The organism is Trinickia diaoshuihuensis, from assembly GCF_003390925.1.
GTDB lineage: Bacteria > Pseudomonadota > Gammaproteobacteria > Burkholderiales > Burkholderiaceae > Trinickia > Trinickia diaoshuihuensis.
On the sequence record NZ_QUBS01000090.1, the window covers coordinates 352,991 to 378,166 of the forward strand.

The window sequence follows — 25,176 nt, forward strand, 5'->3', positions numbered from 1 at the left end:
CCGAACCTGCCCGCTTGCTCTAGCGCGTTCGGCAGTCTACCAGCTCCCTCGCCGCGCCGATGCGTTGCCTCGACTTTCAACATTGGCCGTGCACCCGTCGACCTACGCCGCTATGCGAACGGTCGCTTTGTACCTCGGAAGCCGCCACTAGGATTAATGTGCGAGCGCCCCCGGGAATTCGAAACCCTGTTCACGTCGAAACCGCTCTTGCCACACGAAATTCCGTCGTTCCGCTCGAAATTTGTTCAGTCGGCCTTATTATTGGCGCCCTATCCTCGAAAAACAGTCGCGTGCAGCGACACCTCATGGTGCCCGCACGCCTAATTCGGCGAGGATTCGCCGTCATCGCTGGTTTGTGCGGATGCCGACTCGAAAGTCTCGCGCACCACTTCCTCGATCCGTAAAATGACCTCGTCGGGCAGATGCGGGTACCTTTTGCGTTTGTTGGACGACAGCTTTCCGTTGTTCGATTGCACCATGCGGATAAGCGCCGAAAGGTCCGAGCGGGGAAGATTGAGTTCGCCGTTCAGTTGCTCGAACGCGGTGTCGAATCCGCTTAGCCAATGCAGCTCACGTGGCAACTCTGTCCGCACGGCCTCGATGAGCATGCGGTGCAGGAAGCGGACTTCGCGCGTTGCGTCGAAGAACCGGTACGGTCGTCCGCCCGGTGACGACATTACGTGCGGCGCGTCCTCGCCGGGCGCGTATTGCCACAATCGCGTGGTCGGGCGGGAAAACCCATTTAGCACGTCAAGATACGAGTCTTCGTGGCGTTTGAAGACCGCTGACACCGGGACGATCGCCCCACCCTTCAGGCGACGAGCACCGTTGATCACGTGGTGGATCAGGAAGCGGTGAATACGCCCGTTACCGTCGAGAAAAGGGTGCAGGTAGACAAATCCAAAGGCCGCGCAAGCAGACCGCACGAGCACGTTGGAGCAACGGTGCCCGCCAGCGCTGGACTGCTCGTTGATGAACGCCTCCCACCCTCTCATGGCGCGCGTGAGATCTTCGGGCGGGGGCGGGAAAAACGTGACACGCCCCGTTCCGTCCTCGAGCCAGTTCTGTTTCGTCCGATACGATGCCTCCTGGGCGTAGCTATCCCTAACGATGACGTTCTGCAAGTCGACGAGCCACTCCTCGGTAACGCGCTCCTCCTCGCCCGCTCGGGCAAGAAGCTGAACAAAGCGCTCGCCCTTGTTGCCACTGGGCGTTTCGCGCTCAATGCTGTAGCTACTGCGCGTCTCGGAAAGGAACAGGTAGCGGACCGCGCGCTCATAAAGCGCTGCATCGGAGACCTGCTCCAGTGTCAGACTTGCCTCATCGAGCAATTCGTCCAGAGACGGTCCAGCCGCCAGCGCATCGCGCCGTACGAGCGGGCAGAAATCGCGGGTGCCGGGCAGGTTGTCTCGCACCCGGAACTTCTGATGCCGGGTTGCGTGCGCCGAATCCGCAGTGAAATAATCAGCGTCCGGCAGTGCATCGACGTAGGCGCCCGAAGGGCTCTTCTCCACGACCAGATTGCCGCCGGTTAGCCATTCCCAAAAGAAGCACGCCCTACGTACGAACGTGCTGTTTGGCGACTCGGACCACCTGCGCAGCAGCTCTGCCTCGGGCAGATGCTCGAATACGGCCTCAAGCACCTCAAGATTCACCCCCTCATTGCGAAGTGCGAATTCGACGTGCCCGATCAGCGTCTGCTCCACGGCTGTCTTGCGCGGATACCAGAACCCATTGTGACCGCGTACTTTTTGGTTCACGGAACCGTTGAGATAAGCAGGCGCTTCGAGTGGCCGAACCCGTGATTCCAGGTTCAGGTGCTCGATAAGGTGTTGGTAACCAACGGGTTCCAGTTCGGCCATGAGACTCGAAAAACGTTCAGAAGTCTCGAAATATTATCGCAAACAGCTCTTTTCGAGCACGAATACTCGAAAAATTCTCGCTCCCCGTCCTGCTGACGGGCGTTATACCGCTGCGCCGTTACGAGGTGGCGGCGATCGCTGGGCTCAGAATGCCGGCGGGATCCCCGTCACCCGCATCTCCAGCTTCAATTCAACCAGCTCAACGCCTCCGCGTTCTATCACGATGGTCTTTCCCGGTACGGGATGGAAGCCGTTCTTGTGATAGAAGCGCACTGCCGTCTCGTTGCGCTCGAGAACCCACACCGAGATTCTCGATGTGCCTCCCGCCGCTAAAACGGGGAGCACATGCCCGAGTAACTGGTAACCCGCACCCTGTCGCGTGCGTACCGGATCAACATACATCGCCTGGATTTCGGCTCTTCCGGTGTTGCTCTGCGGATTTCCATTCCTTTCTCCTCACGCGATCTTGAGATATTTCACACCCTGACATCCTGAGCCACATCAGTGTCCAGAACGCTCTTGGCTATGTCGGCGTATCTAAAGTTTCATAGAAACTCGTCGTAAATACCTAGATAGTCTTACCAAATTCGACGACGACGTTGAAACGGGCATAGACGCGGGCCACCGCTTCGAAAGCCACCAGTCGGTCGCAGCGGACAGGAAAATATCGTGGCGTATCTGAAGAACATGAAAGTGGTGACGCAACTGATTTTAGCTTTTGCGGTGGTCATCCTCCTGCTGATCGGTCTGGGCGTGTTTTCGCTCAGCGTGGTCAGTGCGGAAAACGACCACGTGGCGGCGCTTCGTGATAAATGGTCCGCCAGCGTCAGCAGCAGTCTGCAAATGCAGAACGCGCTGAATCAGATCCGTCTCGCGGAATTCCGGATGGCTTCCACCGACAAGATCGACGAAGTCCAGGCGGTGGAATCGAGGATGGCGCCGCGTGTCGAGAACTTCCAGCGCGCCAGCGCGGCCTACGAAAAGCTTATCTCGGAGCCCGATGAGAAGACGGCTTATGCGGAAGTGCAGACGCTCGCGCCCCAGTATCTCGATCTCGATCGCCAGGTGCGGGAGCAGGCAAAAGCCGGCAACCGGTCGCAAGCGATGAGCATCCTCACGGGACAGGCGGGTACGGTTCGCGACGCGCTCGCAAAGAATATCGACAAGATCGTCGCCATCAATCAGGAAGGCGCCGCGCGCGAAGGAAAGGCCGCCAACGATGCGTATCACACCGCGATTGCGTTGACGATCGGGTTCAGCGCTGCCGCCGCTGTGATTGCATTGGGCGTGGCGCTGCTGATTGCTCGCCGGGTGGTCGGACAGCTCGGCGGCGAGCCGCGGGAAGCTGTGGCGATGGCCACTGCGATCGCCGCAGGCAATCTGTGCATCGCCGTGCCCCTGAAAACCGGCGACACCAGCAGCCTGATGCATTCGCTGGTCCAGATGAAAGAGCAACTGACCGATATCGTGCGTGGCATTAAGCGTTCAAGCGAATCGATTACGATCGCCGCCGCCGAGATTGCGCAAGGCAACACCGATCTATCGCAGCGCACCGAGCAACAGGCTGCATCGCTGCAAGAGACCGCGTCGAGCATGGAGGAATTGACCAGCGTCGTGCGTCAGAACGCGGACAACGCCAAACAGGCGAGCCAGTTAGCTGAAACCGGCTCCAGCGTGGCGCAACGCGGCGGCTCGGAGATCGGCCGTGTCGTCTCGACCATGCATGAAATTGCGGAGAGTTCGGCGCGGGTCGCCGACATCATCAGCGTCATCGAAGGGATCGCTTTCCAGACCAATATCCTCGCGCTGAACGCGGCTGTCGAGGCGGCGCGCGCCGGCGAACAGGGCCGCGGTTTTGCCGTCGTGGCCGGCGAGGTGCGCACGCTGGCGCAGCGCAGCGCGAGCGCCGCGAAGGAAATCAAAGAACTGATTACGGAGTCGGTGACACGTATCGAGAGCGGCTCGAAGCTGGTCGAAGGGGCAGGCCAGACGATGGACGAAATCGTGGCAGCCTCGCGCCGCACGACCGACATCATGAATGAAATCGCAGCGGCTTCTGAACAGCAGAGCACCGGCATCGGACAGGTCAATACTGCGATCACGCAGATGGACGCGGTCACGCAGCAGAACGCGGCGCTCGTGGAGCAGGCATCCGCAGCGGCGCAAGCGCTGGCGCAGCAGGCGCAGGAACTGCGCGGGGCGGTGGCGGTGTTCAACGTCGAGGGTCCCGCTACGAGGATGGTGTAGCCGCCTCAAACCGCACTGCCGGTCGCGCGCAGTTCCGGGCGCACTGGCCTGCCCCCGGTTTCAGTGCGAAGGGCAGCTAGCCCACCCCCACCGAGCTTCGCTCAAGCCTCGTCGAGTTGCCCCTCGATGCCTTCGAGCGCCCGTTCGCGCTCTTTCGTGAGGCCGCCGATGGGTGGTCCGCTGAAGCTCTTGCGCACACCGCCCACGTACCAGATGGCGAGCAGCACGACGAGCAGCGCCACCATTACGTAGATTACTTTCTCGTTGGGCGGCTGGATGCCGACATATGCGAGCACGAGCGCACCGAACACGGCGGCCACGGCGAACGGTTTCGAGAGCCAGCCCAACTGGAATGGTCCCTTTTCGGTCCACGTACGGCCTTCGGCCCAGATGCCGGCCGCCGTCGGCATCGCGTACGAGACGAACAGGAACACCGCACTGCCCGCGCTTAGCACCGTGAACGCATCGCCGTACAGCGTAACGAGAATCGCGAGCGCGGCGGAGACCCAGATCGCCGTGCCCGGCGTACGATGCGCGGCGTTCACCTTGCGCAACCACTTCGAGCCGGGCAAGCCGCCGTCGCGGGCAAACGCGAACATCATCCGCGAAGTCGAGGTCACCGCGGCAAGGCCGCAGACGTAGTTGATGAAGAACATCAGCAGTTCGATCACGATACGCAGCGGCGCCGGAATCGGCGCGAGGATGGCCTGGAAGAAGCCGGTGCCCTGCTTCACCGCGGCGCCGATGTCGGGCATCACGAGGACGAACGCGCACACCATCACGTAGCCGAAGGTCGTGGACCAGAACACCGACCCGATGATGCCGCGCGGCACATTGCGCGCGGCTTCGTGCGTTTCTTCGGAAGTGTGCGCGGATGCGTCGAAACCCGTGATCGTGTACGCCGTGAGCAACAGCCCCGAGAGGAACGCGAGCGCCATCGTCTGCTTCGGCCAGGCGCCGCCGTCCACACCCGTGAGGTTGGTGAAGGTGTAAAGACGCGATAGGTCGATCTTCACCGGCGAAAACGCCAGCAGCGAAATCACGAGCACCACCGTTACGACGAAGATCAGGTATCCCGACAAATCGGTGATACGGCTCGTAATGCGGATGCCGCGATGATTGAGAAACGCCTGCGACGCCGTAATGACTGTAAGAAAGATCGTCTGCGTCCACCAGCCGAGCGAATCCGGATTCACGCCGAACATGGGGGCGATCAGCGTGCGGAAGAACGGATCGTAGGTGCCGTAGTTGATCGCAGCGACCACGAACACGAGGCCGAGCAGATTGAGCCACGCGGTGAGCCAGCCCCACGTCTTGCCGCCGAGAATCGAACTCCAATGGTAAAGGCCGCCCGCCGTGGGGAACGACGACGCGATCTGCGCCATGGCCGCGGCCACAACGAGGGCGAACACCGAGCCGAGCGGCCAGCCGAGCCCGATCGATGCGCCGCCCGCGGCCGACAACCCCATCTGGAATGACGTAATGCCGCCCGACAGAATGCAGATCAGCGAAAACGAAACGGCGAAATTGGAGAACGCGCCCATGCGGCGCGAAAGCTCCTGCGCGTAGCCCATCTTGTGCAGGAGCCTGACGTCGTTGTCGACCGGCTCAGCCGGTTGCACGGCCGGGTTGATATCCATGATCGATCCTTTGTCCAGATTTGGGGCAGTGCAACTGCAATGGGAACAGCCCTGAATTGATGCTTCCTCGGTGCCGCTGATGCTTCGTCGCCGCGGGAACAGTGGGGGCCGTTCAGGCCGCGGTAAAACAGTTGTCGACGTACAGGTGCGCGCCGTTGATGAACGAGGCGTCGTCGCTCGCTAGGAACAGCGCCGCCCGCGCGACCTCCTCCGGCGCGCAGAGGCGCCCCTGCTGCACCGAAAGCGCGGCCTCGCTCGCGTCGAAGCCGTACTTCGTGAGCGCGCTCATTTCGCGGCGGCCGTGCGGCGTGTCGATAAAACCCGGGTTGACCGCGTTGCAGCGTATGCCGCGGTCCCGATACTCGACCGCAATGGCCCGCGCGAACATCGCGCAGGCGCCCTTCGTCGCGCAGTAAAGTACTTCGAGCGGCGTGGCCGCGACCGACGAAATCGACGCTGTGCAGACGATCGAACCACCGCCGTTCACGAGCATGTGCGGCAGCACCGCGCGCGTCATCATGAACATGCTCTTCACGTTGACGTCCATGAGCCAGTCGTAGTCGTCGTCGGTCGTGTCGAGGAAAGGCTTCACCACGATGCTGCCCGCGTGGTTGAACAGCACGTCGATGCGGCCGAAGCGCCGCGCGATGCCGGCCACCGCCGTGTCCACGGCAGCGCGCTTCGAGACGTCCGCCGCGAACAGTTCGGCCACGCCGCCCGCGGCCCGAATCTGTGCGATTACTTCTTCCCCCGCATCGGCGTTGATGTCGACAAGCGCGACCTGGGCGCCCTCGCGGGCAAAGAGCCGCGACGCGGCGCCACCCGCGCCCGTCGCCCCGCCCGAAACGATGGCGATCTTGCCCGCCAGCCTCCCCGGGCGCATTCCGGCGCCCTCGGTGTGTTCGCCTGCCGCTACGCTCATGCAATGCCTCCTGTTGCTCCATTGGGTTCCGTTGGGCACAACGCTGGGATCACGATAAGCACCCCAAATCGTAGCCACTATCCAAAATTGGCAAAAAAAAATTGCGTCCCGGGCCCGCCGCCTGGGGCACTACAAACCGCTGCCGTGCGGTGCTACCCGGCCGCGGGACGACGCGCGTCCGGCGTTTCACCCATACAGCGCGCCTTTTTTTTTCACTTACACTGGACCAGCCCGGATGCCTGATGCCGCTCGCTTCCAAAATCGGCGCCAGTTCCCCGGTGGCCCTCGCAGTTCCCCGCAGTGACCCTACCCGCGCCGGAGAATGCCATGCAGACGTGCGCCTCGCCCCGCGCCGCCGTCGACATCCGCCGCTGCCGCAACGTCGACGAACAGGCGCTGCTGCTCGACGCGTGGAATCAGACCTACTGTCAGATTTCCCGCGGCCCATTCGACGGCTCCGTGAGTTCGTTCGTCGCGGGCGGCATCCGCGTGCTCGTTGAGCGCCTGAACCGCACGGTGTATCAGCGCGGGGCCGTCGCACCAGGGCGCATCGCGATCGGCGTGCCGTTCCAACTGGAAGGGCACGCGCTGTTGTGCGGCCGGCCCAGTCACCGCGACGGTCTGCACGTGTTCTCAGGCGAGGGCGGCTTCGAGTTCCTCTCGCCGGACCGGCATGTGGTCGTGAATCTGGAGATCGAACCGAACGCGATGGCGAGCCTTCTCGCACGCGAACAGATCGGGGCATTCAATGCGCGACTCGGCACGCGTGCCACGGTGCTGAACATCGATCCTCCGCACTTGCAGACGTATCGCACCACACTGAAGACGATGCTCGATGCGGTTACCTCGCAGCCCGCGCTGCTGAGCGACGCGGGCGCGATGGATTCGTTCGAGCGGCACGCCATCTTCGGGCTCGCCGAGGCGCTCGCGGCAACAGCGGACGACGCCCCCGCGCGAAGCGCTTCTCCCGCCACGGCGCGAATTTCCCGGCACTGGCAACTGGTGCGCACGGTGCGCGACGTCGTGGAGGAATCGCCGGACTGCCCGTTGTCCGTCGCGGAACTCTGCGCGCGCTTCCACGCGAGCCGCCGCACGCTGCAATACGCTTTCGAGGAAACGCTGGGCGTCAATCCCTCCGCCTACATTCGCGCGGTGCGTCTGGGACGCGTGCGGCGTGAGTTACGCGGCGCCCGATCGGTGACCGAGGTCGCGACGCGCTGGGGCTTCTGGCACTTCGGGAATTTCTCGGGCGAGTATCGGGAACAGTTCGGCGAATTGCCGTCGGAGACGTTCAGGCGAGAAAACCGGTGCTGACAGGAATGCCGTTGGCGTGTACGAGGTGCGGAAGTCTCGAAATATTGCCGCAAACAGCTCTTCTCAGCGACGAATACTCGAAAAAATTTCGCTCCCCGCCTTGCTGGAGGCCGCGTGGAGCACTCGGTACGCGCGGTATTGGTGAAATCGGGCTGTGTTCGCGGCTTGCGTTCGACAGCGATGAAGCGTGTGACGATGTCCGTAATTCGCACGACTCATCAGCGCGACCTCGATGCATCCGTCAATATCCGATACCGTCCGGCAGGTAAATCGCGAAGATAAACATAGCCGCTGCGACGGTCCATGCCCTCCAGGCCGGAAGCCGGCGTGTCCGTTGGCAGAATGCGTCCGTTGACGCTGACAGCATGCCGCCCCTCTGGCACTGGAACACCAATCGTCGCGTGTGTACCAGTCGGCACCGTAACGGTCAGATCGATGCCTGTGGCCTGCACGTGCCATTGAGCGTCGATCGCGCCGTATGGGGTGGGTATCCTGCCTTTCGCCCAGCTCAAATCACCCGGTTGCGGCTCCATGAGCCAGGTTCTATATCCCGCCGTGACGGGCCTCACCCCGAGTACGTATTTCGATAGCGCGGAAGTCGGTCCCGACGCCCAGCCATGGGCCAGACTCGCATAGGTCCCACCGGCATTTGCCGGAGGAACCGGCGTGCCATCGGGCGCCATCGCTTCCCAAGTCGCACCGCTGTAGTACGGATTTCCGGCACGCATACGTCCCCAGACAGTACGGAGGATTGACAATGCGCCTTTGGCATCGCCGGCTTCGAAGTGCGCCCAGACATCGAAGCTCGAGACGAAGGGACTGACGAGCTGGCCTAGCACAGGATTTGCGGAACTGTCCGGCGAAAACGCGAGTGGCCCGTTGCTCGTCGCCAGCGCGGCGTCCATCCTCGAAAGGATCGACGCATGCTGCCCCGCCGGAGCAACGCCGAACAACACAGCCATCGAGTTCGCATCCTGAGCAACGGGTCCACGTATTTGATCGCTGATGTCGTACAAGCCCGCTCCCGGGTTGAACAGCGAGGCATTGATCGCGGCCTTTACCTGTGCCGCCTGCCTGCCGTAATCGAGGCTGGCACCCGCGTCGCCTATCGCCGCCGCCAACCTGGCTGAATCACGCAACGCACGGTAGTACAGCACATTGAACTCCGTCACGGTGCCCGTCAGCTTGGATGCGTCGTGCGGATGCCAATCCGCGTCGTTGGATGCATCGGTCACGATCAAATGGTTCGTGTTCGCGAGTCCTTGCAAATACCGAAGAGAGCGGCGAACCGCACTCCAGTGCGACTGCACGAATTTCAAATCGCCCGTGTACAGGTAGTAATCGTAGAGCGTCGTCAAGAAATAGATCGAGTAGGAAAGCGAGTAATAGTAGACGTCCGGCATCGAATCGCCCGGCGCGATCCCTAGCGCGAGCTGTGGCGGCAGGTCCCCTGGAAACTGGCCGTCGGACCGCTGGTAAGACGCATACAGTTCAAGCGCACCCTTGACCGCATCGGTTTGCCAACTCGAGTAGTAAAGCGTCGGTGCGGCAACGGCGAGATCGCCGCTCCAAACGTATCGATCGCGTTTCGCGCCATCCACGATCGAAGCCACTGCATTCGTTCCCGCGGCAAACCGATCGAGCACGGCAGGATCGGTCAACGTCGCACTCATTGAAGCCCCGCTTCCCGCATCGATCTGTAGATTTCGGAAACAGCCGATGCCTCCGTCATAACCGGCGAATCCGAACGACCCCGACGTTGGAATCGGCGCACTGAACAGCAGCTTGTCGTCCACGTATACCTGAAGGGTGCTGCCCGTTATCGTCCGAATCCGATGCCATGTATTAGGTTTCAAATCGAAGGGCAGAGGAACCTGCGCCAGCACGCCGGCAACGAACGGATGAGTCAGACGCAGGGTATTGGGCCTGCCGAGCACATCATCGTCCGCTGCAAGCACCAGCCGAAATCCACCGGTCGGGTTTGCCCCGACCATCCAGCCCGCTTCATTGCGGACGACCTGCATGTCGAAGCTCGCGGTATACCCGCTCCATTTCGTCCCCGCCTGGTACACGGAAAACGCGCTGTCCTGAACCACGAGGCCCTGAGGCGTGACCGACCAGGTAGGCGGCAGCGAACGTGCCGGCACCGTATCCAAATCCAACGTTCGTGCGCCGAGCTTCCAAATCTCGTTGAGCGCCGCGTCGCTCGACTCGAAATAGCCGACTCTAGATTGCGGCGACTGATCGAGATGACGAATCCCAACATCGGATAAGGCGATACTGCCCGGCGTGGTCAATTGAATGACCTCCAAGCGCTCTCCGCCCTGCACGAGGCGATTCACGATCACGCCGGGCGCCGCTGGACGATACGTGTTGACCCGCGAAAGGCTTGCCGCACCCGGATTGCCGAGGAACGAAACGTTCACCTCGTTGCCATCAGGATACGACGCATCTCCCGTTGCCCCAAGATATTGCTGCGCTTCGCTATATACCACCCGCATCGTGGGACTGCCCGACAACGAAGCGATGTTGAACAAAGGCAACCCGCCGACAACCCGCCCGTAGTCCAGCGTGACGGACGCGATCGGCCCGCCGGGGCGCATCGTCAAAACCGCCTGCCCCGCATGGGTCGTGAGCGCGTTTGCGTTATCGACCGCGCCAGTCGTACTGACGACGCGCACCGGCCGCTGCAACAGATCATCACTCGTCTGCGCATGTGCCACGCCGCTTGCAGCGAGATATGCCGCGACGACGGCACACACGAAGCGGCTGCCGATCGATAAAGTTTGTCTATCCATGAGGCACCATCGAAGGAACAAACGGACGCCGGCTTATCGTCCGAACGACAAGAACGATCCGGCGGGTGACCGCCTGTGCAGCGGCGCGGGTAGATCAAAAATTGAATTTGTCGATATTGCCGGCGTTAAACGTCTGCGGCGGCCCGAGAATGACTTCTCCGTCCTTACCGATAGTCCGCGTACCGAGTTTGCCGGCGGAGAACGTTTCGCCGGGCTTGCCGCTGATCGCGCCTGATGCGAGGTTCGCGGCGGCATAAGCGGCCAAGTACCCGAGTTGACCCGGATCCCACAATTGGAACGCCTTGACGGTGCCGTTCTTCACGAACTCGCGCATCTGATTAGGCGTACCGAGGCCCGTCACCACGACCTTGCCCTTGCTCGGCGACGACGAGATATACCGTGCCGCGGCGGCGAGTCCAACCGACGTCGGGGCGATGATCGCTTTCAAGTTCGGATAGGCCTGCAACAAGCCCTGCGTCTCGACGAACGATTGTTGATCGTCGTCGTTGCCGTACGCGATCTTGACGAGTTTCATCTTCGCGTACTCGGGCTTTTTGAGTTCTTCCTTCATCCATCCAATCCACGTGTTCTGATTCGTCGCATTGGGCGTAGCAGAAAGAATCGCGAATTCTCCTTCGTTGCCGATCATGCCGGCGGTCAACTGAATCTGCGCACGGCCGATGTTCTCGGCATTCGTTTGATTGACGAAGACCTGGCGGCCCGCCGGTGCCGTATCCGAATCGAACGTGACGACCTTGATACCGCGCTCCATCGCACGCTTCAGATAGGGAACAACCGCGTTGGGATCGTTCGCGGCGATGACGATCGCGTCGACATGCTGCGTCGTCAGCGTGTTGATATATTGAACTTGCGACGACGCGCCCGCATCCGATGGGCCCACCACCTTGCCGTCGCCCTTGAATTCCTTGATCGCGGCCAGCCCCCCGTTATCCGCCGTCACTTCGTAGGGGTTGTTGATCTGCTTGGGCACGAAGGCGACTTTCAGCCCATCCTTGATACCCGCCGCACCGGCCGTTGACGCAAGTCCAAACAACATGCCGATACAGGTCGCCGCGGCGGCGGCGCGTAAAGCTTTACGCATCGTTCGTCTCCTCATGACTGCTTTCACTTGAATGGCCGGACGGCACATCCGGCCGCTTTGATATCGCGGCTCTCCAGCCGCCCGTTCGTCAACGCCTCGCCGCGACGAGCCGCTTGTCCCGGCGCGCACGCCAGCCGGCCACGAGGTTCGGAATCAGGACGGACGACAGCAACAGCAATCCGGTCACGATCGTCAGCGTTTCGCTCGATACGTCGACAAGCGTCAACGCGTTCCTGAGCACTCCGACGATCAGCAGCGATAGCAGCACGCCATAAAGAGATCCGCGTCCGCCGAAGATGGTGACGCCGCCAAACAGCACCGCGGCGATCACGGCGAGCTCGAAGCCTTCGCCGTTGTCGCCCCGCGCACTCGTGAAGCGCAACGTAAAAATGACGCCCGCGATGGCACTGACCAACCCCGACAGCACGAACAACCGAAGCTTGGCCCTGCTCACATCGATGCCGGAAAATCGCGCGGCCGAGGGGTTCGCGCCGATGGCATACAGGCTGCGTCCAAACGGCGTCGCGTGCAGGACGATGCCGAACAGAACCGCGCCCACGATGACGATCGCGAACGGCTGCGGGATAAACGTGGCGCCGAGCGGGTTCATCCCGAACGCTGTATACGACGCGGGAAAATCCGCTACTGCCTGATCGCCGAGCAAGACGTAAGCGAGACCACGAAACAGCGCCAGCGTGCCGATCGTGACGGCGAGCGACGGCAGCTCGAGCCCCACCACGAGCCAACCGTTCAACGCGCCGGCCGCGGCGCCGCCCGTAACGACGAGCGCCATGACGAGCGGCATCGGCAAGCCCATATGCCACAGCACACCCATCAATGCACTCGACGCACCGAGCACGGACGCCACGGAGAGATCGATCTCGCCCGTCACGATGATGAACGTCATCGGCAACGCCATCAGCGAAATTTCCGTGACGTCCAGCAAGATATTGCCGAGGTTGTCCGTTTGCAGGAACACGGACGACAGCAGACGCCCAAGCGCGAGCGAACCGGCGAGAATCACCGTGAGCAGGACCTCCCAGGACAAGTGGGCGGTATGCTTGCGAGCCGTTGCGGGGGAAACGATATCAACCATGATCGCGCTTTCTCATCATGCGTTTTGCGAGGGAACGGGCAAGGAGCGTGTCGGTCGCCACGGCGGCCACGATCAGCGCGCCTTGAATGGCCTGCTGCCAGAACGGGGAAATGCGCAACACCACCAGCGCGCTGTTGATCACGCCTAACACGAGCGCGCCAAGCGTCGCACCGAGGATCGTCCCGGCACCGCCGTTGATCGCAACGCTGCCGACGACCGCGGCGGCCACGACCTGGAGTTCGATGCCTTTCGCCGTGCTTGCATCCACCGTGCCGAAGCGCGCGAGCCACAACGCGCCGGCGAGCCCGGCTATGGCGCCCGAGATCACAAAGCCGACCATCACCCTGCGCTCGACTTGAATGCCGGCCAAACGTGCAGCCTCCGGATTGGAGCCGATCGCGTAATGCTCGCGGCCGCCGCGGAACGATTTCAGGTACACGCCGAGAGCGGCCAGGACGATCACGGCGATGAGGACGAGCGTCGGTATCCCGAACGCGGCACCGGTCGCGAGTCTCGAGAATGCATCGGGCAAACTGCTCGCGTTGATTTGGCCGCCGCTAACCCACGCGTAGTCCGCGCCGCGGAAGATATAGAGCGTCGAGAGCGTTGCGACGAGTGAAGGAACGCGTCCCAATGCGACGAGCCCAGCATTCACCGAGCCCGCGACGAGCCCGATCGCCACGCCCGCCATCAATGCGATCAGCACCGGCAAATGGGGAAATGCGACATACAGGCAACCCACCCCATAAGCGCTCACGCCGACCACCGAGCCAATCGAAAGATCGATGTGCCGCATCAGCATGACGACGGTCATCCCGGCCGTCAGCAAGCCGACGATCGCTACGTTGAGCAATACGTCACGCAGATTCTGCAAGTTGAGAAATTGCGGACGAGCAAGCCCCGTACACGCCACGAGCGCAATCAGCACGACGAAGAGGGCCGTTTCGCGGCGCTTTCCCAACTTCGCTAGCCAGGCCGGTATGGCAGGCGCCCGAACCGGAGTATCTTGATCCATCGTGTCTGCTCGAATGGTCATGCCGCATACCCCAACTGAACATCTGCCTGTCCGAGCGCCGCGCTCATGATTCGCTCCTCGTTCGCCTGTGCGCGATCGATTTGCGCGCTAATACGCCCCTCGTGCATGACGAGCACGCGATCCGCCATACCAAGGACTTCGGGCAACTCGCTCGATATCATCAGGACCGCCATCCCGCTGCGCACCAGATCGGAAAGTGCGGCGTACACCTCGGCCTTCGCGCCGACGTCGATTCCACGCGTCGGCTCGTCGATGATCAGCACTTGTGGCCCTGTCGCCAGCCATTTTCCGAGCACGATCTTCTGCTGGTTGCCGCCCGATAACGTGCCGGCTGGGGCATCGAGATCGCTTGCCTTGAGCCGAAGGCGCCTTCCCCAATCTTGGGCCAGCGACATCTCGCGTCCGCTCGAAATGAGCCCGAAGCGGGTCAGACGGCCGAGCACGGTCATCGATGCATTGCGTGCAATGCTCAGCTCCAGCGCAAGCCCCTGCTGGCGACGATCCTCCGGCACCATCGCGAGGCCGGCCTTGACCGCGCACGCCGGCCTGCCCGGCGTGAGGAGGCGGCCCGCCACCCGAACCTCGCCCGCGTCGAATCGATCAATGCCGAAGATCGCGCGAGCCACTTCGCTGCGGCCTGCGCCGACGAGCCCGGCGAGCGCGACGATTTCTCCCGCACGCACGTCGAACGACACGTCCTTGAACACCCCCGTGCGCGTAAGGCCACGGACCGAGAGCTTGACTTCGCCCGGTGCCACGTCGGCTTTCGGGTAGAACGTTTCCAAGTCTCGTCCCACCATCTTGGCTACGATGTCCGCCGTCGTCATCGCGGCCGTCGGCGCGTCCCACACTTTCGCGCCGTCGCGCATGATCGTCACGTGCTGCGTCAGCGCGAAGACTTCCTCGAGCCGATGCGTAATGAAAAGAATGGCCGCGCCCCGTTCACGCAACGCGCGCACGATCGCGAACAATCGTTCCACTTCCGGCAGCGACAGCGCCGCCGTGGGTTCGTCCATGATCAATACATTCGCATTCAGCGAGAGCGCCTTCGCAATCTCGATCACTTGCTGATCGGCGATCGAGAGGCCGCGCACGAGTTGGTCCGGTTTCAAATCGACGCCGAGCGAAGCGAGCAGGCTAGCCACCTCGCGATGCATTGCGTCGTAATCGATGCGGCCGATTCGATCCACCGGCTGGCGGGCCATGAAAATGTTCTCCGCGATCGACAGATCGAAGAACAGCGTCGGCTCTTGATAGATCACCGCAATGCCCGCATCGCGTGCGTCGGCCGGCGAGGAAAAGCGCCGCGCGATGCCGTCGACTTGCAGCTCTCCGGAATCGGGCATATGTACGCCGGCGAGAATCTTGACCAGTGTCGACTTGCCGGCGCCGTTCTCGCCGAGCAGTGCATGAACTTCGCCGGGCATCAGCACGAGATTGCCTTCGATTAGCGCGCGCACCTGCCCGAATGACTTGCTCGCGTCGCGCAGCGCAAGACGGGGCATGCACGAGGCTTCGTTCTCCACACTCAAAGTCGTCTCCCTGGTATTGACTCTTCGACCGTAGCGAGATGAGGCGCCTAGATGCGATAGATGCGTTCGGCGTTGCCGCGGAACAGCGCTGTGCGCTCCGCCTCGCTCACCCCGGCGACGATCCGGGCATACGCATGCCATAGCGCTTCATAGGTACCGAACAATCGATCGACCGGAAAATTCGAGGCGAACATCGCGCGCTCGGTACCGAACGCGTCGATCGTCTCCAAGACGTATGGCCGTAAGCTTTCGACGGTCCACAGATGATCGAACATCGCAAGGCCGCTGATCTTGACCGCGACGTTCGGGTATGACGACAACAGACGCAACCCGTTGCGCCAAGCGCGATATCCGGTAGGACTATCACGATCGACGAACATGCCTGCGTGATTCAGCACGAACTGGATATCCGGATATCGACGCACAAGTTGCGCCGCTTCGGGTATCTGCGACGGATAGAGTTGCAGATCGAACGACAAACCGTAACGGGCGAGCAAGCCGAAGTTGTCGAGCCAAACCGGGTCACGCATGAAGTGGCGATCGACATAGCCATACAACGGATCGGAATGCACGTTCAGAATTTGTCTGATGCCGCGCGTGTTTGGGTACTGCGCGTGCGCTGCAAGCGTGGCCTCCACATCGGGCGCGCTGAGATCGGCCCAAGCAACGATCGCGTTCGGAAGTGTGCCGCATGAACCGTCCTCACGATGCGCCGCATCGGCGAGCGATTGAAGCCAGCGCGTCTCTTCGACGGGGTTAGCTGGATCATGGTTGGCCTCGACGTGAACGACCTTCAATACTTCGACGGTGCCGGCTTCGTGCAATAAGGTTTCCGGCAGGTAGTCGTGCTTCAGCGCGCTGGCATCTCCGACGAAAGACGTGCCGGGCTGCTCGAGCCATGGATAACGGTGCGTGCGCAAATTCCAGAAATGCACATGCGGATCGACCACTTGCATGGCGGCGCCCCGAAAGGCGATCGTCTCCATCTTCGCGTCTCCGTTCTTTGATGGCCTACTACGTGCCTGTTTCTTTACGCTGCTTCGCGTCGTGCAACGACTATAATTCGGCTAGCGATAACAAACCAATCCGATATCATCATTGGGTGATCCAAAAAGTGAATCGCTCCGTGGTTGCGCAAGCCTCCGCCCTCTCCCTCGTCAATCGGCTGAAGTTCAAGCATCTCGCGCTGCTCGTCGCGCTCGACGACGTGCGCAACGTGCACCAGGCCGCCGATCAGATCAACGTCGCGCAACCCAGCGCCAGCCGCATGCTGGGAGACGTCGAGGAAGCGTTCGGCTTCCAGCTTTTCGAACGCAACGCCCGCGGGATCATTCCCACCACGCTGGGCGCCGTCGTGCTTGCGTACGCTCGCCGATCGCTTTCCGAACTGACGCGTTTCGCCGAGGATCTCGACGTCAAACGTAAAGGCGGCCATGGTCAATTGACCGTCGGGGCGATCATGGGTGCTGCGCCGGACGTGCTGGCGCTTGCCGTCGCCGCCCTGAAGACGGAACGCCCCCTGCTCAACGTGCGCATTCTCGGCGAGACGAGCGACCAGATCGTGCAACTGCTCTATCGCCGCGAAATCGACCTAGCCTTGGCGCGGCTCACTACCTCGCTGCAGCACAACGACTTCCACTTCGAACCCCTCGCCCGCGAAACGCTCGTCCTCGTGGTGCGAGCCCATCATCCCCTTGCCCGGCGCAGCACGGTATCGCTGGCGGAACTCGTTGAATGGCCTTGGGTCGCGCAGCCCGTCACGAGTCCGGCCCGAGTCCTGTTCGAAGAAGAACTCGCACACGCGGGCCTCAATACGCCCGCCAACATGATCGAGTGCGGTTCGATCTTCGCGACCTTGCAACTCATCGAAACCTACGATGCCATCGCGATGCTGCCGGAATCGGTCGTGCGCGATCATGTCCGCGGAAAACTCCTCGTTCCGCTCCCGCTAGAAATCGGCAAAAGCCTGCCGGGCTACGGCATCGTGACGCGCAAGGAAGAACCGCTCCCCGAGGCAGCGCATCACTTCGTCGGCCTGCTGCGCCGCTTCTCGCAACCGATCGCCGATACGCCTGCTCGCGGCCGTCACTGAAGGTTGACGAACAGGCCGCCGTCCACGAGCAGTGCGGCACCTGTAACATAGCGGGCGAGATCCGACGCCAGGAACACCACACAATCGGCCACTTCGTCCGGCGCACCCAAGCGTCCGAGAGGAATACGCCGCTCGAAATAAGCACGCTTCTCGGCATCGGCCAGATCGTCCGCGTTCAGATCGGTCGCGATCGTGCCGGGCATGACCGAATTGCAGCGAATCCCGAACGGGCCGAGCGCGATCGCGCAAGACTGCATCAGGGAATGCACTCCCGCTTTCGTCGGCGTGTAATGCGTCTGCATGCCCCCGCCGACGAGCGCGCTGATCGAACTGGTTGCGACGATTGCGCCGCCCGTCCCCTGCGCCTTCATCTGCTTAGCCACCGCCTGAGTCACATAGAACGCGCCGTTCAAGTTGACGCCGACCGTGCGCTCCAGCACGGCGGGCGGCATGTCGAGAAACGCGTGAAACGGACAGATCCCGGCATTGCTCGCCAGCACATCGACCCTCCCGAAAGCATCGACGGCATGACGCACGAGGTCGATTCCCGTCTGCGGCAGCGCGACATTGCCTTCGACCGCGATCGCATGACGTCCGTGCCGTTCGACTTCGGCGACGACCTCGTCGATCGCGGAACGCCGGCCGTACGACGCATCGTTGTCGCCCCAGTAGTTGATCACCACATCGGCGCCTTCACGCGCGCTGGCCACGGCGATGGCGCGGCCGATGCCACGCGAGCCGCCGGTCACGATTACCACCTTGTCTTTGAGCAGCAATTAGGCCTCTCCTCGTCGAGCGTTCAGTGCGTGTGAGGACGAATCAGCGCGCACTCGGGATTCAAGCGTACGCCGAAGCCCGGGCGATCGGGGACTTTCATGCGGCCATTGACGGGTACCGGCTCGTCCAGCAAGAGCGGCGTGAACATCGGTACGACTTCATCGGCCTTCGGCGCCATCATCAGAAACTCGGCGAACGGCGAGTTGTGACGCGTGACAACGAAGTGATAGCTGTATACGGACGAGCCGTGCGGCACGACCATGACGTTATGTGCATCGGCGAGCGCCGAAATCTTGATCAGCTCGGTGATGCCGCCGCACCAGCCCACGTCCGGCTGAATTAGATCGCAGCAGCCCATCTCGAGCAGCATCCGAAAGCCCCAACGCGTCGCCTCGTGCTCGCCCGTCGATACCATCATGCCCGGCGGCACGTTGCGGCGCAGGTCCGCATAGCCCCAATAATCGTCGGGCGAGAGCGCTTCCTCGATCCACTTGAGACCGAAAGCCGCGGCACCGTTCGCGAGGCGCTTCGCATAGGTCGCATCGAGGCTCATCCAACAGTCGTACATCAGCCAGAAGTCATCGCCCACTTTCGAGCGCATATCGGCGAGCTTCGCGAGGTTCTGCTTCAGCCCCTCCTCGCCTTCGGCGGGACTGTGCAGCAACGGCAGCTTGCCGCCGATGAAACCCATCTCTTTCGCGAGATCGGGGCGTGCTCCCGTTGCATAGAACTGCAACTCGTCACGCACCGGGCCGCCCAGCAACTGATAAACGGGCTCCTGCCGAATTTTCGCGAGCAGGTCCCACAGGGCGAGATCGACGCCGGAGATCGTATTGAGCACGATACCTTTTCGCCCGTAGTAGAGCGTCGCGTAGTACATCTGATCCCACATCTTTTCGATGTCGGTGACGCGCTGCCCTTCCAAAAAGCGCGCGAGATGCTTTTCGACGATAAATGCGCCGATTTCACCGCCCGTCGTCACCGCGAAGCCGACCGTGCCGTCGCTCGCCTCGATTTCGACGACGAGCGTACCGAGCACGTTGATGCCGAACGACTGCCGGCTGCGGCGATACTCCGGATAGCGGGCCATGGGCGTGGCAATGTGATCGTCGATCCAGTGCCCGTCCCCTTGATCGTGATAATCGGCGCCGCCACCGCGGACGGTGAATGCGCGTACCTGTTTGATGGTTGGCATGGCCATGAATTGGTTGCTCCGTAACGAGGTCAGTACGTCGCGCGGCCACCCGACAGATCGAACACCGCGCCGGTGCTGAACGCGCAATCCTCGGAACCCAGCCATAAGATCATCGAGGCGGCCTCCTCGGGCAGCAAGAAGCGATTCATCGGAATCTTCGACAACATGTAGTCGATATGCTGCTGCGACATCGAATCGAAGATTTCGGTCTTCGCCGCGGCCGGCGTCACTGCGTTCACGAGAATGCCCCGTGTGGCGAGCTCCTTGCCGAGCGACTTGGTAAGCCCGATCAAGCCGGCTTTCGACGCGCTGTAGTGCGATGCGTTGGGATTGCCTTCCTTGCCGGCGACCGACGCGATATTGACGATGCGTCCGTAGCCCTTTTCGAGCATTCGCGGCACGACGGCGCGGCACGTCAGATACGAGCCGATCAGGTTGACCTCGATCACGTGGCGCCAGATCTCGGGGCTCAACTCCCATGTCGCGCCGTTGCCGCCCGTGATACCGGCGCTGTTGATCAATACGTCGATCGCACCGTGCCGCTGCACCGTCGATGCGGTTGCCGCGTCGACCGATGCTTCGTCGGTCAACTCGACGACGACGCTGGAAACCGTACCGAATTCGCTCAATTCACGCTCGCTGCGCGCAAGCCGCTGAGCGTCGACATCCCACAGTGCAACCGCGGCGCCGGAACGCAGCGCGCGCTGAGCGACCGCGTATCCGATTCCGCGCGCGCCGCCCGTGACCACTACGACGCGTCCGTTCAAGTCGATCTTGTTCATCGTCCCTCCGGCACGATGGCCGCCACTACCCGCTGCTGCTGTTGTCCGAGCCCCTCTATCCCGAGCCGCATGGTCTGGCCTGCGCGCAGGTAGATCGGAGCCGGCTTTTGGCCCATGCCGACACCCGGCGGTGTCCCCGTGGAAATCACGTCGCCCGGCTGCAGGCTCATGAATTGGCTGATATATGAAACGAGCGTGGCGACATCGAAAATCATCGTTCGCGTGTTGCCGTCCTGATACCGCTTGCCGTCCACTTCGAGCCAAAGGCGCAGTGCTTGGGGGTCGGGGATTTCGTCGCGCGTGACGAGCCACGGCCCGAGCGGACCGAACGTGTCGCATCCCTTGCCTTTGTCCCACTGGCCGCCGCGTTCAAGCTGATAGGCGCGTTCGGAGATGTCGTTGACGACGCAGTAGCCGGCCACGTATTCCAACGCCCGCTCGCGCGTCACGTAGCGGGCCTCGCGGCCGATGACGACACCAAGCTCCACCTCCCAGTCGACCTTTTCGGCGTGGGGTGGAATCTGGACATCGTCGTAAGGTCCGACGATCGCGCTCGTCGCCTTCATGAAGAGGACGGGCTCTGTCGGTACGGCCATATTCGATTCCGCGGCATGGTCGGAATAGTTGAGGCCGACGCAAATCATTTTGCCGACCTGGCCGACGCATGCCCCAAGTCGTGTCCCGTGCGGCACGACCGGCAACGCTTCGATGTCGAGTTCGGCGAGGCGGCGCAGGGTTGCCTCTGATAGGGTGTTCCGCGCGACGTCCGCGATATGGCCGGAAAGATCGCGGATATGGCCGCGCGGGTCCACGATGCCGGGCCGCTCCTCGCCCGGCACACCAAAGCGCACCAACTTCATGCACGTCTCCTTCAGGATCGTAGGATTGGAATTGGTTTACGCAGTGGATGTTGAAGGCAAGGCGATAGCGGGACAATCCGAAATTCGCATGGGGCGATGCGGAAAGCGGATCGGGGGGGTAGCGATGCGCAGCGTGACTTCAAGTTTTTCCGTTCGTATCGGGCATCCGTGGCATTGGCGGCGGACTGAACTACGAGACGGCTCATTTCTGTGAGGTCATGCGCTCGGGCGGCATCGAAAGCGCAGTCATCACTCACGATGCTTCGCTCAAAATGATCGCCATTATGGATGCCGCCCGCGCCGAACTGGGGCTCGTTTACCCCTTCGAAGCGACGTGAATTACTGCAACTTCGACGCCGGAGAAATTCTTATGCCGACAATCGACGTGCAACAAGCCCACGTACTCCAATTCAGACCTCTGGTTCAAACCGACCGACGCGTCAATCATCGAGCGGAAGCTTGGCGACGACCTTGATCTCAAAGTCGAAGCCGTAAAGCCATGTCACGCCGACTGCTGTGAGCGTCGGATGCGGCGCGTCGCCCCAAAACTCGGGCACGACCTGCCAGACGCGCTCGAATGTCGATTGCGGGTCGACCATGAATACCGTGACGTCCACCACATCGTCGAAGGTGCATCCGGCCGCGTGGAGGATCGCATTCAGGTTTCGAAATGCAAGCCGCACCTGTTCCTGCAGATTCGGCTCAGGCGTTCCGTCCTCGCGGCTGCCCACTTGCCCCGATACGAACAGCAAACCGCCCGCACGCACGGCCGGAGAATACCGGTTGCGTTCGTACAGCGCTCGACGCCCCGGCGGAAATACCACATCGCGCTTGTCCACGTTCACCTCCTTTAAACAAATCATTGGGTTCGATCCGCCCAATTTACCCATCGGCGCCCGCGCAATAAACGTCCAACCCTGTCCATGACTGTTTGTATAATGCAAACAATTCAAATGCGAGGTAAATACGAGGCAGACCTCATGGACCGCTTCGACGCGATGCGCGCTTTCGTCCGGGTAGTCGAGGCAGGCAGCTTCACGAAGGCGGCCGAGACGCTTCATATGAGCAAGACCACGGTGACGCATTTGGTCCAGCAACTCGAAGCGCGTTTGCGTGTTCGGCTGTTGAACCGGACGACGCGCAGGATCAACGTCACGCCGGATGGCATCGCGTACTACGAGCGTGTGACCCGGCTGCTCGCCGACATGGATGACGCCGAGACGAGCCTGTCGAGCGCATCGGCAGTGCCGCGAGGCCGCCTTCGCGTGGACGTGCCAAGTCCGCTCGCCCGCTTGATCCTCATCCCTGCGCTGCCGGCATTCCTCGCACGCTATCCCGACATTCAACTCGACATGGGCGTGAGTGACCGCACCGTCGATATCATCGGCGAGAATGTGGATTGCGTCGTGCGTGGAGGCGAGCCGAACGATCAATCCATGGTCGCCCGGCGCGTGGCGGAGCTTCCGCTCGGCATCTTCGCGTCGCCGGGATATCTCGCGTTGGCAGGTAAGCCTTTGCATCCCGGGGAGCTCGAAAACTCCCATCACCGCATCATCGGATTCTCGTGGGGACGCGCGGGCAATCTCTATCCGCTCGTCATGCATCGCCAAGGCGAGACCGTAAAGGTGCAAGGCCGTTATGCGCTCGCCGTGGATGACGGCAACGCCTATCTCGCAGCCGGAGTGGCCGACCTTGGCATCATGTGGCTCCCACGTTATATGTCGAAAGCTCATCTGAAACGGGGCGAGCTAGTCGCGCTGTTCGAGGACTGGGAGCTCGATCCCATGCCGCTTTACATCACGTATCCGCCGAACCGGCACGTCAGCGCGAAGCTGCGCGCGTTCATCGACTGGGTCGTCGAACTGATGAACGAACGTGTTTCCGTATACATGCCGTGAGCTTGCGAGTACGGCGCTTCGTCACGGTATCTATCGCGGCGGCATGTTCCCGGTGTTCGCGGTTCAGGGGCCGTCCATTGCGAAACGGGTCGAACTGGATATCACGCACCGGCAAACGGGACGGTGGACCTCCAGTTTCAGCCGTTCGACACGACGCTGGCGATCGGTGACAATGGCTGCTCAACGCAGCTAACCATGACCGACCGAACTGAACCAAATGGGGGAGACCAATGCCTACACCTACTACAACCATCTTCGGCACATTCGCAACGACGAAAGTAACAGGGACCACGATACAAATTCAGAAAGCGCTCCTCGAAGAAGCCGCAATCAGCGTACTCGGTGTGCGCAATACCTACAAAGGTACGATGCGCGTATTTAACCTAGCGCAGTTGTATGGCTACAGATTCGATTTCCATCTCAGCTTCAAACTCGATGACAGCGGCGAGTGGGCTCATTCTGGTCACTTTTGTGCAAGAGATGAAGGAGTGGCAAAGAACGCTTGCGCATACTGGTTTTACAACCTCGTTCAAACCAATGGCACAAACGCGTTAGCGTGGTCCTATGAGGGAACCGCGCCAGATAACCCGCTCTACGGCGATTTCATGGAATCCATTAGAATCAATACTCCGGCGACCTCGTTAGCTGCCCAAAAGATGCTCCGTCGGCAAGCGGCAGAGCCGCTGACGAAGTTGTTAGCCAAGTTCAATTCCCTCATTACACAAGGGCGCGCAGTCGTCGTTACGGTAAGAGGGAACGCGGGAAAAACACATACGAGATTGGAGTTCGCGTGATAACCGAGCGAGGGCCACGTTCCCATCGCCGGTCAGCGAACGATGCGCAGTGCCTTCGCAATCTCCGCCACGAGCTGATGCTGTTGATACGGTTTGCGCAGCCGCACGATATCCATCGTGCTTGCCGCCGGCAGCTCCGCGTACCCCGTCGCCATGACAATCGGAAGGTCGGGCCTCAACTCGCGCGCGGCCTGCGCCAACTGCATACCCGTCATCTTCGGCATCGAGTAGTCGGTAAAGAGCAAATCCACTTTCTTTCCGCTTCTAAGCACCTCGAGCGCATTCGCGCCCGAATCGGCTTCGATCACCTCGTGCCCGAGGTCTTCGAGTAAATACGCCGTGCTGTCGGAAATCAACGCGTCGTCGTCGACCAGCAAGATCGTCACGCCCCGAGCAACAACGGCGCGTTCTTCGCACGTCGCCTCGACCGGTGTGGGTGCCTCGGCCGCTTCCGGCGCCACGGGCAGCCATAGCTCCGCCCGCGTACCGCGGCCAACCACGCTTTCGAGCCTTAGCGCGCCGTTGAGTTGGAGTGCCAGGCCGTGAACCATCGATAGCCCAAGACCCGTGCCTTTACCGAATCCTTTGGTCGTGAAAAACGGCTCCATCGCCTTGGAAAGCGTCACCGCATTCATGCCGTACCCTGTATCGGCCACACTGACGCGTATGTAGTCGCCGTCCGCGAGATCAACGTATCCGGTAGCATGCACTGCCTCCACGGCGATCGAAATCGTCCCGCCGTCCGGCATCGCATCGCGTGCGTTCACCACCAGGTTCAACAGTGCAAGTTCTGTTTGATTAGCGTCTGCCAGGGTGAGCGGCAGTTCATCCGGCAATGCCAGCTCCAGCTCGATGCTGGCCCCGACGGAACGCTCCAGCAGGTCAGTCATCCCCCTTATCAGCCTCGATAAGTGAATCGCTTCGATTCTGAGGTCCTGTTGCCGGGCAAACGCTAAAAGACGCTGTGTCAGGGATGCGCCGCGCCGGGCGCCCTGAAGTGCCCCATCGGCCAGCCGCACGAGCTTCTCGTCGCGAACTTGTTCGCGCAGCAGTTCGAGATTGGCCATGACGGCCATGAGAAGATTGTTGAAATCATGCGCGACGCCCCCCGTCAATTGCCCAATCATTTCCATTTTCTGGACCTGGCGTAACACCTCCTCCGCGTGCTCACGCTGCCGGATCTCGTCGAGCACGGTCTTATGCGCACGCTCGAGTTGCGCGGTACGCTC

At 61.6% G+C, this 25,176-nt stretch carries 20 protein-coding genes and 2 pseudogenes; 6 read left to right on the forward strand and 16 right to left on the reverse strand.

Annotated elements, in window-relative coordinates; all coding sequences use genetic code 11:
• Window positions 1–320: 320 nt before the first annotated feature.
• Together DXT59_RS29910 and DXT59_RS29915 are read right to left on the reverse strand one after the other, a co-directional pair.
• Window positions 321–1,862 (reverse strand): Fic family protein, encoded by a 1,542-nt coding sequence (locus DXT59_RS29910; RefSeq protein WP_116142053.1) that lies wholly within the window; start codon window positions 1,860–1,862, stop codon window positions 321–323.
• A gap of 144 nt (window positions 1,863–2,006) precedes the next feature.
• Window positions 2,007–2,279 (reverse strand): annotated as a pseudogene (locus tag DXT59_RS29915) (GNAT family N-acetyltransferase); the annotation flags it as partial.
• Between the two features lie 252 nt (window positions 2,280–2,531).
• Here DXT59_RS29915 and DXT59_RS31490 point away from each other — a divergent pair.
• Window positions 2,532–4,109 (forward strand): methyl-accepting chemotaxis protein, encoded by a 1,578-nt coding sequence (locus DXT59_RS31490; RefSeq protein WP_116142057.1) that lies wholly within the window; start codon window positions 2,532–2,534, stop codon window positions 4,107–4,109.
• Window positions 4,110–4,210: 101 nt separating this feature from the next.
• On the opposite strand, the gene DXT59_RS29925 is transcribed toward DXT59_RS31490, so the two are convergent.
• Both DXT59_RS29925 and DXT59_RS29930 read right to left on the reverse strand, forming a co-directional pair.
• Window positions 4,211–5,749, reverse strand: coding sequence for an amino acid permease (locus DXT59_RS29925; RefSeq protein WP_116142059.1), 1,539 nt, complete (start codon window positions 5,747–5,749; stop codon window positions 4,211–4,213).
• A 112-nt stretch (window positions 5,750–5,861) separates the two neighbouring features.
• Window positions 5,862–6,671, reverse strand: coding sequence for an SDR family NAD(P)-dependent oxidoreductase (locus DXT59_RS29930; RefSeq protein ID WP_116142061.1), 810 nt, complete (start codon window positions 6,669–6,671; stop codon window positions 5,862–5,864).
• Window positions 6,672–6,998: 327 nt separating this feature from the next.
• On the opposite strand from DXT59_RS29930, the gene DXT59_RS29935 reads away from it, so the two are divergent.
• Window positions 6,999–7,985, forward strand: a complete 987-nt coding sequence (locus DXT59_RS29935) for a helix-turn-helix domain-containing protein (RefSeq protein ID WP_116142063.1) — start codon at window positions 6,999–7,001, stop codon at window positions 7,983–7,985.
• A 218-nt stretch (window positions 7,986–8,203) separates the two neighbouring features.
• Here the strand turns inward: DXT59_RS29935 and DXT59_RS29940 are convergent, their stop codons facing one another.
• The 6 genes from DXT59_RS29940 to DXT59_RS29965 form a co-directional block, all read right to left on the reverse strand.
• Entirely contained in the window at window positions 8,204–10,783 is a 2,580-nt protein-coding gene (locus tag DXT59_RS29940; protein ID WP_116142065.1) for an alpha-L-rhamnosidase-related protein, read from the reverse strand.
• 94 nt (window positions 10,784–10,877) lie between these two features.
• A complete protein-coding gene (gene rhaS / locus DXT59_RS29945) occupies window positions 10,878–11,885 on the reverse strand; it encodes a rhamnose ABC transporter substrate-binding protein (RefSeq protein WP_116142067.1) in 1,008 nt (335 codons plus the stop codon).
• Between the two features lie 88 nt (window positions 11,886–11,973).
• The gene (locus tag DXT59_RS29950; RefSeq protein WP_116142069.1) at window positions 11,974–12,981 is read right to left on the reverse strand and encodes an ABC transporter permease; all 1,008 of its coding nucleotides are present in this window, start codon (window positions 12,979–12,981) and stop codon (window positions 11,974–11,976) included.
• Window positions 12,974–13,996 carry an ABC transporter permease gene (locus DXT59_RS29955; protein ID WP_240324740.1) on the reverse strand — a complete coding sequence of 341 codons (1,023 nt, stop codon included), beginning with the start codon at window positions 13,994–13,996 and terminating at the stop codon, window positions 12,974–12,976. The genes DXT59_RS29950 and DXT59_RS29955 overlap by 8 nt, the downstream gene beginning before the upstream one ends.
• Window positions 13,997–14,013: 17 nt before the next feature.
• Window positions 14,014–15,522, reverse strand: a complete 1,509-nt coding sequence (locus DXT59_RS29960; protein ID WP_116142073.1) for a sugar ABC transporter ATP-binding protein — start codon at window positions 15,520–15,522, stop codon at window positions 14,014–14,016.
• Between the two features lie 74 nt (window positions 15,523–15,596).
• Window positions 15,597–16,505 (reverse strand): amidohydrolase family protein, encoded by a 909-nt coding sequence (locus DXT59_RS29965; protein ID WP_116142305.1) that lies wholly within the window; start codon window positions 16,503–16,505, stop codon window positions 15,597–15,599.
• A gap of 170 nt (window positions 16,506–16,675) precedes the next feature.
• Between DXT59_RS29965 and DXT59_RS29970 the strand changes: the two genes are divergently transcribed.
• Window positions 16,676–17,641: a LysR family transcriptional regulator gene (locus DXT59_RS29970; protein WP_116142307.1), complete on the forward strand. Its 966-nt coding sequence runs from the start codon at window positions 16,676–16,678 to the stop codon at window positions 17,639–17,641.
• Here DXT59_RS29970 and DXT59_RS29975 read toward each other — a convergent pair.
• From DXT59_RS29975 to DXT59_RS29990, 4 genes are read right to left on the reverse strand one after another with little or no spacing between them, the layout of a single operon-like run.
• The gene (locus DXT59_RS29975; RefSeq protein WP_116142075.1) at window positions 17,635–18,417 is read right to left on the reverse strand and encodes an L-rhamnose 1-dehydrogenase Lra1; all 783 of its coding nucleotides are present in this window, start codon (window positions 18,415–18,417) and stop codon (window positions 17,635–17,637) included. The two genes, DXT59_RS29970 and DXT59_RS29975, sit on opposite strands and share 7 nt — an antisense overlap.
• Window positions 18,418–18,440: 23 nt before the next feature.
• Window positions 18,441–19,619: an L-rhamnonate dehydratase gene (rhmD, locus tag DXT59_RS29980; protein ID WP_116142077.1), complete on the reverse strand. Its 1,179-nt coding sequence runs from the start codon at window positions 19,617–19,619 to the stop codon at window positions 18,441–18,443.
• Between the two features lie 23 nt (window positions 19,620–19,642).
• Window positions 19,643–20,395 (reverse strand): SDR family NAD(P)-dependent oxidoreductase, encoded by a 753-nt coding sequence (locus DXT59_RS29985; protein WP_116142079.1) that lies wholly within the window; start codon window positions 20,393–20,395, stop codon window positions 19,643–19,645.
• Window positions 20,392–21,255: a fumarylacetoacetate hydrolase family protein gene (locus DXT59_RS29990; RefSeq protein WP_116142081.1), complete on the reverse strand. Its 864-nt coding sequence runs from the start codon at window positions 21,253–21,255 to the stop codon at window positions 20,392–20,394. Before DXT59_RS29990 ends, DXT59_RS29985 begins: the two co-directional genes overlap by 4 nt.
• 176 nt (window positions 21,256–21,431) lie before the next feature.
• Here DXT59_RS29990 and DXT59_RS31400 point away from each other — a divergent pair.
• A pseudogene (locus DXT59_RS31400) lies at window positions 21,432–21,593 on the forward strand (gfo/Idh/MocA family oxidoreductase); the annotation flags it as partial.
• Window positions 21,594–21,695: 102 nt separating this feature from the next.
• On the opposite strand, the gene DXT59_RS29995 reads toward DXT59_RS31400, so the two are convergent.
• Window positions 21,696–22,094 carry a RidA family protein gene (locus tag DXT59_RS29995; RefSeq protein WP_116142308.1) on the reverse strand — a complete coding sequence of 133 codons (399 nt, stop codon included), beginning with the start codon at window positions 22,092–22,094 and terminating at the stop codon, window positions 21,696–21,698.
• 141 nt (window positions 22,095–22,235) lie between these two features.
• On the opposite strand from DXT59_RS29995, the gene DXT59_RS30000 reads away from it, so the two are divergent.
• Window positions 22,236–23,153 carry a LysR family transcriptional regulator gene (locus tag DXT59_RS30000; RefSeq protein ID WP_116142083.1) on the forward strand — a complete coding sequence of 306 codons (918 nt, stop codon included), beginning with the start codon at window positions 22,236–22,238 and terminating at the stop codon, window positions 23,151–23,153.
• A 230-nt stretch (window positions 23,154–23,383) separates the two neighbouring features.
• On the forward strand, window positions 23,384–23,947 hold the full coding sequence (locus tag DXT59_RS30005; RefSeq protein WP_116142085.1) for a hypothetical protein: 564 nt from the start codon (window positions 23,384–23,386) through the stop codon (window positions 23,945–23,947).
• A gap of 32 nt (window positions 23,948–23,979) precedes the next feature.
• Here DXT59_RS30005 and DXT59_RS31405 read toward each other — a convergent pair whose 3' ends face one another.
• Window positions 23,980–25,140: an ATP-binding protein gene (locus DXT59_RS31405; protein WP_240324755.1), complete on the reverse strand. Its 1,161-nt coding sequence runs from the start codon at window positions 25,138–25,140 to the stop codon at window positions 23,980–23,982.
• Window positions 25,141–25,176 lie beyond the last annotated feature (36 nt).